Genomic DNA, 12,591 nt, shown 5'->3' with positions numbered 1-12,591 from the left:
AGGTGAGATTGCGATCCGACCAGGCGGGCAGAATGCCCTTATACATGCCCGGCTCCTTGCGGTTGCCGTACCAACCGATACCGCAGCCATCGCCGTTGACCACTGTCTTTGCCTCACGGGCTGCCATGGATTGGCTGATGAGAGAACTCTCCGGCTCGATCAACAAAGAATCGAGCCAAACGGGGGAACCTGAATATGCAAGGAAACGGCACATAACTTTGGTTTCTCGTGTTTTTGCTAACAAACAGCAACTTTATGGAAAAATATGGCGCGAATTGATTAATGATTAGAAAAAGTGCCTGCGCAACTCAATCACCCACAGCTTTTGAAGTACTGCGCAAGCACGGCGGATCTTGCACCACTATTTCGCCGACAATTTCCCGCTGCAAAAGTCGATGACACCACTCTGAATTTCACGACAAAGCTGATAGAGGCGTTACATCGCATTATCTTAACGCAGCATTCCCATGACATCGCCAAAACCCACCATCAGTTTTCGTGAACGCATTGCCCTTTATGCCTTGTTGACGTCGCTGACATCGCTCAGCATCGATGCATTGTTGCCGGGGCTTCGCCAGATCGTTGACGACGTAGGCACCGCGCCACCACTTTCCACCCAGCACATTATCTCGCTGTTCATTTTCGGCATGGCTTTTGGCGAACTGTTTCTGGGGCCACTATCCGATGCCATGGGACGCAAAAAGGCACTCGTATTGGGACTTTGCGTCTATGCGGTCGGTTCGGTCATCGCCATGCTGGCAGGGTCACTGGAAATGGTCATCCTCGGCCGGTTTCTTCAAGGCGTTGGTGTATCCGGCCCGAAGATCGCGACCCGCGCCATGATCCGCGACCAGTTTGAAGGCAATGACATGGCCCGCGTCATGTCATTCATGTTTACCCTGTTCATTCTGATGCCAATGCTGGCCCCTGCTCTGGCGCAAGGCGTCATCACCTTGGCAGGATGGCGGATGGTTTTCATCCTCTACCTCGTGATGGCGGTGCTGCTTGGCCTATGGCTGATGGTACGACAACCGGAAACCCTGCCCGCTGACAAACGCATTCCTTTCAGACCCAGATTGCTGTTGAAAAATGGCGGACGCATCCTGTCAAACCGCCGCGTGACGCTGCTGATCATCACGACAGGCATCGTGTTTGGCGCACAGCTTCTTTATCTCAGCACGGCAGCAGATTTGTTCTTCGACGCTTATGGCATCAAGGAAACCTTCCCGTTTTATTTTGCCGCACTGGCAACCGGCATCGGCCTGGCTTCCTTCCTCAACGCAAAATTCGTGCAGCGGTTTGGCATGGAGACCATGGCACGCGCGGCTTTTTTTGGCCTAGCCCTGACCGGACTTTTGATGCTGCTGGCGTCAGCATTCTGGAACGGCCATCTGCCACTCACCGCGCTGATGGCATTTGGATTTTCCGCCTTTTTTGCCATTGGCATCCTGTTCGGCAACCTCAATGCCATGGCGATGCGTTCCCTTGGACAGGTGGCAGGCCTTGGAGCATCACTGATCGCATCTGGCTCAAGCCTTGTGGCCACGCTTTTTGCCGTTGCTATCGGCAGTTTTTACGATGGCACACCCACCAATCTCGCAGTGGGTTTCTTTGCGGCTGGCGCCACATCACTGCTTCTGGCGGAACTGGCGCTTCGCAGCGATGCCTCGCCCGTTGAAGCGATCAGATAAATGTAGATAGCCCGGAACCCGAGGGAACCGGGCCATCTGAACCTCAGCCGTCTTTGCGAACCGGCATGTAGAGATCACCATCTTCACGGTATTTCTCTGCCATCGCCGCCATTCCCACCTTCTGCGCTTCCGAGCGAATGTCATGGGAAATGCGCATCGAGCAGAATTTCGGCCCGCACATCGAGCAGAAATGCGCGACCTTATGGGCTTCTTTCGGAAGAGTTTCATCGTGAAAACTTCTGGCCGTATCCGGATCGAGCGACAGGTTGAACTGGTCTTCCCAGCGGAATTCAAAGCGCGCACGCGACAGGGCATCATCCCGGATTTTCGCCGCCGGATGCCCCTTGGCAAGATCTGCAGCATGGGCCGCGATCTTATAGGTGATCACACCGGTTTTGACGTCGTTGCGATCAGGAAGACCGAGATGTTCCTTCGGCGTGACGTAACACAACATCGCCGTTCCGAACCAACCAATCATCGCCGCGCCAATGCCGCTGGTAATATGGTCATATCCCGGCGCAATGTCGGTGGTGAGCGGCCCCAATGTGTAGAACGGCGCCTCGCCGCACACACTAAGCTGCTTGTCCATGTTTTCCTTGATCTTGTGCATTGGCACATGACCCGGACCTTCAATCATCACCTGGCAATCCTTGGCCCAGGCGATCTGGGTCAATTCTCCCAGCGTTTCCAGCTCGGCAAATTGCGCCGCGTCATTGGCATCGGCAATCGAGCCGGGCCGCAACCCGTCCCCAAGCGAAAACGACACGTCGTAAGCGCGACAAATATCGCAGATTTCCTCGAAATGTTCGTAGAGGAAACTCTCGCGGTGATGATGAAGGCACCACTTGGCCATGATCGAACCGCCACGCGATACGATGCCGGTGACGCGGTTAACCGTCAGCGGGATATAGTGCAGCCGGACGCCGGCGTGAATGGTGAAATAATCAACGCCCTGCTCCGCCTGTTCGATCAGCGTATCGCGGAAAACCTCCCAGTTCAGGTCCTCGGCAACGCCACCAACTTTCTCCAACGCCTGATAGATCGGCACCGTGCCGATCGGCACCGGCGAATTGCGGATGATCCAGTCGCGGATATTGTGAATGTTGCGGCCAGTCGACAGGTCCATCACCGTATCGGCTCCCCAACGGGTGGCCCAGACCATTTTTTCCACCTCTTCCGCCATGGATGAGGTGACGGCGGAATTGCCGATATTGGCGTTGATCTTGACGAGGAAATTGCGACCGATCGCCATCGGCTCAAGTTCGGGATGGTTGACATTGGCCGGGATGACCGCCCGCCCTCGTGCAACCTCGTCCCGAACAAATTCTGGTGTCACGAAATCAGGAACAGCAGCGCCGAAACTTTCACCATCACGTTCCAGCGCAGCACGCGCCTGCGCACGGCCGAGATTTTCACGAATGGCGACAAATTCCATTTCCGGTGTGATGATACCCGCCCGCGCATAGGCAAGCTGGGTAACAGGCTTGCCATCTCGCGCCTTGAAAGGCCTGTGCTGAACCGGAAAAGCAGGTGTCAAACGATCGGCTGAAACAAAGCCGTTATCCTCCGGCTTGACGGACCGACCGTCATATTGCGCGACATCACCACGTGCCTTGACCCAGTTTTCACGCAAACGGGGCAAACCGCGCTCAATGGCGATCTCAACGGATGGATCCGTATAGGGGCCGGAAGAATCATACACCACAACCGGAGGCTCACCGGCGCTGGGGTGCAAAGCTATTTCACGCATCGGGACACGGATGTCCGGATGCAGAACACCCGGCCTGAAGACCTTGGTCGAGGCAGGATGCGGACCAGTCGTTACGGCAGGCGTTGCCGACTTGAACTGTTGTCCTTTGGGTTGAGACGTCATGTGCGAGGCTCCTCTCTAACAGCGATGGAGACCCAGCTCTGACAGGAGGTAGAAAAGGTACCACAAACATGCCAACCGCAATGGCCAGCAGGCACCCCGCACCTTCCCTACGCCAGTATGAACTGGATCAGGTTCATAGGGTCCCTGCGCTGCCTTGCGGCCTAGCAGTATCTCAGCCCCTTGTCGGGACACCCCTGGTGAGGTTCAAAGACTGCTGGCTGTGATGGAAACTGTCAATAGGATGGGGAGAGCGATATTTGACGCCCCAAGAACTCCGTATCGACACCTGAATACCATAAGAAAAGCCCGGAACACATCTGCTCCGGGCTTAGTCCGGCTGTTGTCACAGCCTCAATTCGATCTGTCGCGTGCGGCATGTGCCGCACGCTTTTCCCCAGCTTTATCTCAAATCTGGGGGATGTCTCATGCCTGCATCACGACCACGCGTGCGCCAACCGGCACACGTTCGAAAAGATCGATGACATCATGGTTCAGCATACGAATGCAGCCGCTGGACATCGCATGACCGATGGACTGCGGCTGATTGGTACCATGCAGGCGGAACATGGTGTCATTGCCACCGCGATAGAGATAGAGCGCCCGTGCACCGAGCGGATTGTTCAGGCCACCAGGCATGCCGCCAGCATATTTGAGGTTTTTTGGATCGCGACGCATCATGTTGGCGGTTGGCGTCCAGCTTGGCCATTCTGCCTTGCGGCCGATATAGGCATCACCCTTCAGCGCCAGACCCTGGCGACCAACACCGACGCCATAACGCATGGCACGACCTTCGCCCATGACGTAATAAAGCCGACGAGCAGGCGTATCCACCACAACGGTACCGGCGGGATGGCTTGTTTCATAAGCAACTTCCTGGCGGCGCAGTTCCGGCTTGATCTTGTCAAGCGGCATGGCAGGAAGTGGGAATCTTTCCTCAGGCTTCGCGGCGTATTTTTGCGTCATCGGAACACCGGTGCTTGCGCAACCGGCAACGAAAAGCGGCAGACCGAACAATACCGCACGGCGTGAGATGGACATATTACCCCCGTCATCCAATCGAATATGAACAAGAGGTATAATTTTATGGTTAACAATATCCTAAACCATGGCGCGAAAGGTTAAGCTTTCACCCGCTAGCTCACACCTGCCCCACCGACGATATTTTGAAACGGCTTTCAAACATGAAATGCCCTTCGTGACGCCAACATCCTTTTCCACGAAAGCAAAAATTGCAATTCAGAGTAAAATTTAAGCAATCGCATTTTTATCGCGCAGGCGGTCGTCGGAGATAATCCTCAACCACCCGGAACCTTTACGCAAATGCCGAATTTTTACACAGAGCGAGCAGCGCAAATTCCTGATTTGCGTGGTCTTTTTCTTGAACCAAAGAATAAAAAAATCTTTTTGCTGAACTGCGCATGGTTCTTGCATTGCATCTAACGTTGTATTCAAATGGTAAAAAATGGGGAACATACCGTTGGCATTTGACGAAATGATAAGTGCGGACAACACTCCGCGGAGCCCATATCAAAACTATAACGAGTGGTACGACCGCCAGGACAGGGCGCACCTGATCCGCAAATCAGAAGACGCGGAAAAGATCTTCCGGAAAACCGGTATCACCTTTGCAGTTTACGGACATGAAGACAGCTCCGAAAAGCTGATCCCCTTCGACATCATTCCCCGCATCATTTCTGGTCGCGAATGGCGCAAGCTCGCGCAAGGTATCGAACAGCGTGTCATCGCACTGAATTCATTTCTGGATGACATCTATCACAAGCAGGAAATCATTCGCGCTGGTCGCATTCCGCGCGAACTGATCGAGAAAAACGAAGCCTTCCTGCCTGAAATGATCGGCTTCACACCGCCCGGTGGTGTTTACACCCACATTGTCGGAACCGACATTGTACGGACCGGCGAAGACCAGTTTTACGTGCTGGAAGACAATGCCCGCACACCGTCCGGTGTCAGCTACATGCTGGAAAACCGCGAAACCATGATGCAGATGTTCCCCGAGCTGTTCCATGAGAACAAGGTCCAGCGCGTTGAGGACTACCCTTATCTGTTGCGTCAATCGCTGGCCTCACTGGCGCCACCCGGCTGCACCGGCAAACCGCGTGTCGCGGTTCTGACCCCCGGCATCTACAACTCCGCCTATTACGAACACTCCTTCCTGGCCGACATGATGGGCGTGGAACTGGTGGAAGGATCCGACCTCAGAGTCATGGATGGCAAGGTAAAGATGCGCACCACCCGCGGCTACGAAGCCATCGATGTGCTTTACCGCCGTGTTGATGATGATTTCCTTGACCCGCTGACCTTCCGTCCGGATTCTGCCCTTGGCATTCCAGGCATCATGGATGTCTACCGCGCAGGCAACATCACCATTGCCAATGCGCCTGGCACCGGCATTTCCGACGACAAGGCAATCTATTCTTACATGCCAGAGATCGTCGAGTTCTACACCGGCCGCAAACCACTGCTCGAAAACGTGCCGACCTGGCGCTGTTCCGAACCGGACAGCCTTAAATACGTGCTCGATAACCTCGCCGAACTCGTGGTGAAGGAAGTTCATGGCTCGGGTGGTTACGGCATGCTTGTTGGCCCAACGGCCAGCAAAAAGGAACGCGCCCAGTTTGCAGACAAGCTGCGGGCACGGCCCGGCAATTACATTGCCCAACCGACACTTTCGCTTTCGACGGTTCCGATCATGGTCAAGAATGGCATTGCCCCCCGCCACGTCGATCTGCGTCCTTACGTTCTGGTGTCCGACAAGGTCCGTATCATTCCTGGTGGCTTGACGCGCGTTGCGCTCAAGGCTGGCTCTCTGGTGGTGAATTCCAGCCAGGGTGGCGGCACCAAGGATACATGGGTACTGGAGGACTAAAGCATGCTGGGACGGACTGCAAACGGACTTTACTGGATGTTCCGGTACATCGAACGAGCTGAAAACATTGCCCGACTGATTGATGCCGGCCTTCGTGTTTCCCTGACGCGCAGCGGCAGCGGTGATGAGGATTGGGACGGTGTGCTGCAAAGCGCTGGCGTGCGTGAAAGCTTTGGGGAAATTCACGACCGTGTCACCTCAAGCGACGCTATCGATTATCTGCTGCGTGACAAGAGCAACCCATCCAGCGTGATGTCCTGCATCGAGGCGGGACGTAACAATGCCCGCATGGTGCGAACTGCCCTCACCCGGGAAACATGGGAAGCAACCAACGAATTCTGGATCGAAGTAAAAGGGATGCTGTCCCGCAAGGTAAAGGCTGCCGAACTTCCACAGTGCATCGACGCCATCAAACAACGTGCCGGCCTGGTGCGTGGTGCATTCCACGGTTCGATGCTGCGCAATGACCTCTACAATTTCTCACGCATTGGCACCTTCATGGAGCGCGCCGATAACACGGCACGGATCCTGGATGTGAAATATTACGTGCTCCTACCGGCAGCAGCACAAGTCGGCTCCTCACTGGACAATGCCCAGTGGGAATCCATTTTGCGTTCCGTTTCGGCTCATCGTTCCTACGGATGGGTTTATGATGCGGAATACAAACCGGCCAATATCGCCGACTTCCTGATCCTCAATGGTCGCATGCCTCGTTCACTTGCCTATTGCTACGAAAAGATAGTCAGCAATCTTGGTTATCTGGCCACGGACTATGATGAAAAACATCAGGCCCATAAGACGGCCGATGCCATTCGCGCAAGCCTGAAAAGCACGACAATCAATCGCATCATGGATGGCGGTCTGCATGAATTCCTCGAGGACTTCATTCACAGGAACAGCCAGCTCGGTCAGGAAATCACGGAAGGCTACCGCTTCTACCAATGAGCGGGGAACGGATGGAACCATGCGTCTGAAAATAAACCACGTTACCCGTTATGTGTATGATGCCCCAGTGCCCTACGCCCTGCAGCGTGTGCGCCTGAACCCGACAACGGGTCCAGGCCAGACGGTCAGGCACTGGGCGGTCACCGTTGAAGGGGCAACGGTCGAAGCCAATTACGACGACCACTTTGGCAACCGGGTGGAACTGGTCGAGATTGAAGGCCAGAGCCAGACCGTCACCGTAACGGCCTCCGGTGAGGTTGAAACGGAAGATCGTGCCGGTGTTTATGGCCCGCACAACAGCTATGCACCGCTATGGCTGTTCATGCGCGAAACACCCCGTACCAAGCCGGGCAAGCTGATCCGCGAACTGGCACGCAGTGTGAGCGGCGAAAACGAGCTGGCAAAACTGCATGGACTGATGGAAACCATCCACAAGACGGTCAAATATCAACCCGGTTCAACCGACAGCGACACTACGGCCGAGCAGGCACTGGAAGCCCAGACCGGGGTCTGTCAGGATCACGCCCATATCTTCATTTCGACGGCGAGATTGCTCAACATTCCGGCCCGCTATGTCTCCGGATACCTGTTGATGGACGGCGTCACCGAACAGGCAGCAACCCACGCATGGGCACAGGCGCATATTACTGGCCTTGGATGGGTCGGTTTTGATGCTGCCAACAACATCTGCCCCAATGACCGCTACGTGACGATTGCATCCGGCCTGTGTTACCGCGATTGCGCGCCGATTTCCGGTATGCGGATTGGTAGCTCAAGCGAAGATCTGAACGTCCTAGTCACCGTGGAACAGGCACAAAGCCAGTCGCAGAGTTAGGGTTGTCGACGGGATGGATGATCGCAAGCACGACACCACCACGCTCGGGTTTTATGCGCAGGAAGCTGAGGTCTACGCGGCGCGACGGGATGCGACCTTGCACCCGCGGCTCGCCAGTTTTTTAGACCTGCTTCCGCCTGCCGCCAGTATTCTTGAACTTGGCTGTGGCGGTGGGCAAGACAGCGCTGTGATGATTGCCAGCGGTTTTGACGTGCACCCCACGGATGGAACGGCCGAGATTGCGCAGGCTGCGCAAAAGCGGCTTGGCATCCCCGTTAAAGCCCTGTTGTTTGAAGATATCGATGCTCGACAGGCATATGATGGCATCTGGGCCAATGCCTGCCTGTTGCATGTGCCACGCAGTTCACTTGGCGATATTATCGGACGCATTCACACCGCACTAAAGGACCGCGGTGTATTTTACGCCAGTTTCAAGGCTGGTGAGGCCGATGGGCGCGATCAGTTCGACCGCTATTACAATTACCCCTCGCAAGACTGGCTGAGCGACCTCTACAAACATTATCCCTGGGCTTCTGTTGCAATCGAGACCGCGCCGGGTGGTGGTTACGACAAGAAGCCCACGCAATGGCTGCATGTCACCGCCACCAAGACTTAGATATCGCCACGTCTGGCAAGAACACCACCCGCCTGATGCGCATGGGCTGTCGGCCCACCCGGAATAAGCGGTATCTGACCACCGCGAATTTTGGCAACACGCGCATTCATCCAATGGCGGATAACACTGCGGTATAAAAGGCCCTTCAACCCGGTAATTGCCTGTCTGTGCTGGCGATAAAAGGCATCCGGACTGTCAAACAGGCCCAGATCGGCATTGATGCCGGTTTTCTGGATGTAGGTGCTGCGGCCATTCCACTCGACATCAGGCGCTTCAAGGCAATCGGTTTCTGCACCGTATCCACACAAAGGCGACCCCTGCCCGGCAAATTTGCCTTGCAGCGTTTTCAGGAAAGCTGCATCCAGAATGAAACCTTCAAGTTCCACCCAATTGCCCTGATGGTAGACCTCAACCCAACTGTGCAGAATGTTTTCAGGTGCGATGCCATAGACAAGTTCCGGCACGATACCGCGCTGCAAGCCCTTGTGAATGGTAAAACCATGCAAACGGCAGGGAATATTGAGAGCGCGCAGCAGCGCCATCAGCAGCGTCGCCTTGGTATTACACTGGCCGTAACCATCGGCAAGCACCTCGCTTGCTGGAATATCATCGGCGCTGTTGTATCCGAAGTTGATTTCGTTTCTCACAAAATCATAGGCGGCGCCGATCCGTGCATAAAGTGACAGGTCAGACCAGCCTCGTGTTTTTACAAGCCACTGTATGCTGCCCGATCCAAAATTCAAAAGAGCGGTTTCCGCGAGATATTTCCTTGCCTCGTCTTCCATCATGACGTCATCCTTCAACTCCATGGTGAAAGCGTACAAGCTACAGCGACTAGAGGTTCAAGCGTTATTTCGAGGAGAACCGAACACAGAGACGTGTTCTAAACTGTACGCTCTCAAAGGAGGGAAGGATGAAACCACCACAGGCCATTTTGGAAACGGTGATTTACGCCAGTGACCTCGACGCCGCCGAACGCTTCTACCACGAGGTATTCGGGCTTGAGATTTTGCGAAAACTTGCCGGGCAATTTGTATTTTTCCGCTGCGGCCAACAGATGCTGCTGATCTTTGATCCGGAGAAATCTCGCACTGCCGATGCCGCAAACCTCATTCCACGTCATGGCACCACCGGGACTGGCCACTTCTGTTTCCGCGTCGACAACAAGGCCGAGGTCGACACATGGCGGGATCATTTTCAGTCGCTGGGTATTGAGGTCGAGCACTATCAACGCTGGAACAACGGCACCTACTCCGTCTACATCAGAGACCCCGCGGGCAACTCTGTTGAGGTTGGCGAAGCCGGGCTCTGGGAGCCCTCAACCTAGGCCACAACGAAAAGCCCTGAACCGCAAAGTTCAGGGCCTTAAATTTTTGTCGAAGAGCGCGGTTCGCGCGCGTTCTGAAAATTAGAGCTGCTTTACCGCAATGGTTTCTTCAGCCTCAACCTTCAGCGGGTTCTTGAGCGGCAGGCCAAAACCGGCAGCTTCAATTTCAAACACGTCGCCAGCTTCCGGCTTCACGCCGTCAGCAAAGGACAGTGTTGCCGTACCGAACATGTGAACATGCACATCGCCCGGTGCGCGGAACAGACCATATTTGAAGTGGTGGTATTCGAGGTTCTCGAACGTATGGGACATGTTGTCCTCACCCGACAGGAACGGCTTTTCAAAGATCGCCTTGCCGTTGCGGAGGATACGCGACGTGCCACGAATGTCGGCAGGTGGCGCACCAACGCGGATTTCCGGGCCGAAGCTGGCGGGACGCAGCTTGGAATGCGCGAGATAAAGGTAGTTGATCCGCTCGGTAACGTGATCGGAAAACTCGTTGGAAACTGCAAAGCCGATACGGAAGGGCTCGCCCTTGTCCGAGATGACGTAGATACCAGCCATTTCAGGCTCTTCACCACCGTCCAGAGCAAAGGATGGAGAAGAAAGCGCTGCACCTGGGGCCGTGGCAACATAACCGTTACCCTTGTAGAACCACTCCGGCTGAACGCCCTTTTCGCCAGCCTTCGGCTTGCCGTCCTCAAGACCCATCTTGAACATCTTCATGGAGTCGGTCAGCGTTTCTTCTGCCGTCTCAGAAGCCTTTTTGTGCATGCTGTCGCGCGTTGCAGCAGAACCGAGATGTGTCAGGCCCGTGCCGGTCAGGTGCAGGTGCGCTGGATCCGGATGGGTGATCGGCGCCAGGAAGCGACCTTCAGCATAGGCTTTTTCCAAATCCACAACATCACCAAGACCATGCGCCTTGACGACATCGGCAAGGCTCTTGCCGCCATTTGCAGCCTCGATTGCCAATGCATAAACGGACGCAGCATTGTTGACGGCACGCGCCTCGCCACCGTCTTCACGAACGGCCACGACCAGCTTGCCACTGGCATCCTTGATCTGTGAAATCAGCACGGTATTTCCTTTCCCGGCATTAAAAGCTTTAGACATGAACACGGCCGCTGAACGGCCGTGAAAAACCTCTATGGTGAGGATGGAAGACTGATCCGAAGATCAGCCCTTGTTCTTGTTGTAAACGTCGAAGAACACGGCAGCCAGCAGCACGAGGCCCTTGACCATCTGCTGGAAGTCGATGCCGAGACCGACAATCGACATACCGTTGTTCATCACACCCATGATGAAGGCGCCGATAACCGCACCGGTGATCTTGCCCACGCCGCCAGATGCAGACGCTCCACCGATAAAGCAGGCCGCGATCACGTCAAGCTCGAAGCCCACACCGGCCTTCGGCGTTGCCGAGTTGAGGCGGGTTGCAATGATCATGCCGGCCAGACCAGCCAAAACACCCATGTTGACGAAGGTCAGGAAGCTCAAGCGCTCGGTGTTGATACCCGAGAGCTTGGTTGCCTTTTCATTGCCACCGAGCGCGTAGATACGACGGCCGATGGTCGTGCGACGGGTAATGAAGCTGTAGAATGCAATCAACACCAGCATCACGATCAGAACGTTTGGCAGACCACGGTTGGATGACAGCTTGTAACCAAGGAACAGGATCGCCGCTGTCACCAGCAGATTCTGGATAACAAAGAAGCTGAGCGGCTCAACATCGATGCCATGGCTCTGATTGACCACACGGCGCCGCCAGCTGAGGAAGAACATAACCAACGGAATCAGGATGGTGATGATCATCGATGTGGTGTTGAGGCCTTCGATGCCACCGATATCTGGCAGGAAGCCGGTGCTGATGATCTGAAAGTCACGCGGGAACGGGCCGATGTTCTTACCACCCAGTACAAACAGCGTCAGACCACGAAACACCAGCATGCCAGCCAAAGTCACGATGAACGACGGAATGCGATGATAGGCAATCCAGTAACCCTGCGCCGCTCCAATAATGCCACCAACAGCCAGACAGACAATCGCTGCCAAGAGCGGGTGCCAGCCCCATTGCACGGTCAAAATGGCCGCAATCGCGCCAACGAAGGCAACGATAGAGCCAACCGAAAGGTCGATATGCCCTGCCACAATGACCAGCAACATGCCCAGCGCCATGATGACGATGAACGAGTTCTGCAGAACGAGGTTGGTCAGGTTGGTCGGGGCAAACAGGATACCGCCGGTATAGACCTGGAAGAACAGCATGATCGCGACGAGCGCAAGCAGCATCCCGTATTCCCGGATATTGCTCCGCAGATAGGACGAGATGGAAACGACGTTGCTTTCTTCGGTAGTAGTATTGGCCGAACTCATGAGTTCTTCTCCCCTGAGCGCATGATAGCGCGCATGATGCTTTC

Annotated in this window: 11 protein-coding genes, 1 pseudogene and 1 riboswitch; of the genes and pseudogenes, 6 read left to right on the top strand and 6 right to left on the bottom strand. The window is 55.1% G+C overall.

Features of this window, described 5'->3' with window-relative positions; all coding sequences use genetic code 11:
• Positions 1–214, bottom strand: a pseudogene (locus RT613_RS19580) (class II glutamine amidotransferase); the annotation flags it as partial.
• Between the two features lie 253 nt (positions 215–467).
• On the opposite strand from RT613_RS19580, the gene RT613_RS19575 reads away from it, so the two are divergent.
• On the top strand, positions 468–1,691 hold the full coding sequence (locus RT613_RS19575; RefSeq protein WP_313618060.1) for a multidrug effflux MFS transporter: 1,224 nt from the start codon (positions 468–470) through the stop codon (positions 1,689–1,691).
• Positions 1,692–1,734: 43 nt separating this feature from the next.
• Here RT613_RS19575 and thiC read toward each other — a convergent pair whose 3' ends face one another.
• Together thiC and RT613_RS19565 are read right to left on the bottom strand one after the other, a co-directional pair.
• Positions 1,735–3,564, bottom strand: coding sequence for a phosphomethylpyrimidine synthase ThiC (gene thiC / locus RT613_RS19570; RefSeq protein WP_313618059.1), 1,830 nt, complete (start codon positions 3,562–3,564; stop codon positions 1,735–1,737).
• An 86-nt stretch (positions 3,565–3,650) separates the two neighbouring features.
• A riboswitch (TPP riboswitch) is annotated at positions 3,651–3,770 on the bottom strand.
• Positions 3,771–3,987: 217 nt separating this feature from the next.
• Positions 3,988–4,602 carry a L,D-transpeptidase gene (locus tag RT613_RS19565; protein WP_313618058.1) on the bottom strand — a complete coding sequence of 205 codons (615 nt, stop codon included), beginning with the start codon at positions 4,600–4,602 and terminating at the stop codon, positions 3,988–3,990.
• A 439-nt stretch (positions 4,603–5,041) separates the two neighbouring features.
• Here RT613_RS19565 and RT613_RS19560 point away from each other — a divergent pair, with 439 nt between their 5' ends.
• The 4 genes from RT613_RS19560 to RT613_RS19545 are packed head-to-tail and all read left to right on the top strand — an operon-like array spanning position 5,042 to position 8,847.
• A complete protein-coding gene (locus RT613_RS19560) occupies positions 5,042–6,451 on the top strand; it encodes a circularly permuted type 2 ATP-grasp protein (protein ID WP_313618057.1) in 1,410 nt (469 codons plus the stop codon).
• Positions 6,452–6,454: 3 nt separating this feature from the next.
• Positions 6,455–7,396 (top strand): alpha-E domain-containing protein, encoded by a 942-nt coding sequence (locus RT613_RS19555; protein ID WP_313618056.1) that lies wholly within the window; start codon positions 6,455–6,457, stop codon positions 7,394–7,396.
• A 19-nt stretch (positions 7,397–7,415) separates the two neighbouring features.
• The gene (locus RT613_RS19550) at positions 7,416–8,231 is read left to right on the top strand and encodes a transglutaminase family protein (protein ID WP_313618055.1); all 816 of its coding nucleotides are present in this window, start codon (positions 7,416–7,418) and stop codon (positions 8,229–8,231) included.
• Between the two features lie 13 nt (positions 8,232–8,244).
• Positions 8,245–8,847, top strand: a complete 603-nt coding sequence (locus RT613_RS19545; protein WP_313618054.1) for a class I SAM-dependent methyltransferase — start codon at positions 8,245–8,247, stop codon at positions 8,845–8,847.
• Here the strand turns inward: RT613_RS19545 and RT613_RS19540 are convergent.
• Positions 8,844–9,635 (bottom strand): transglutaminase family protein, encoded by a 792-nt coding sequence (locus tag RT613_RS19540; protein ID WP_313618053.1) that lies wholly within the window; start codon positions 9,633–9,635, stop codon positions 8,844–8,846. The genes RT613_RS19545 and RT613_RS19540 overlap by 4 nt on opposite strands.
• 125 nt (positions 9,636–9,760) lie before the next feature.
• Between RT613_RS19540 and RT613_RS19535 the strand changes: the two genes are divergently transcribed.
• Entirely contained in the window at positions 9,761–10,174 is a 414-nt protein-coding gene (locus tag RT613_RS19535) for a VOC family protein (protein ID WP_313618052.1), read from the top strand.
• An 81-nt stretch (positions 10,175–10,255) separates the two neighbouring features.
• On the opposite strand, the gene araD1 is transcribed toward RT613_RS19535, so the two are convergent.
• Together araD1 and mmsB are read right to left on the bottom strand one after the other, a co-directional pair.
• Positions 10,256–11,251 carry an AraD1 family protein gene (gene araD1, locus RT613_RS19530; protein ID WP_313618051.1) on the bottom strand — a complete coding sequence of 332 codons (996 nt, stop codon included), beginning with the start codon at positions 11,249–11,251 and terminating at the stop codon, positions 10,256–10,258.
• A 99-nt stretch (positions 11,252–11,350) separates the two neighbouring features.
• Positions 11,351–12,547, bottom strand: coding sequence for a multiple monosaccharide ABC transporter permease (gene mmsB, locus RT613_RS19525; protein WP_313618084.1), 1,197 nt, complete (start codon positions 12,545–12,547; stop codon positions 11,351–11,353).
• Positions 12,548–12,591 lie beyond the last annotated feature (44 nt).

The organism is Agrobacterium sp. (assembly GCF_032092815.1).
GTDB lineage: Bacteria > Pseudomonadota > Alphaproteobacteria > Rhizobiales > Rhizobiaceae > Agrobacterium.
Note: the sequence above shows the minus strand (reverse complement) of the source record. Positions and strands in the feature narration are given on the sequence as shown.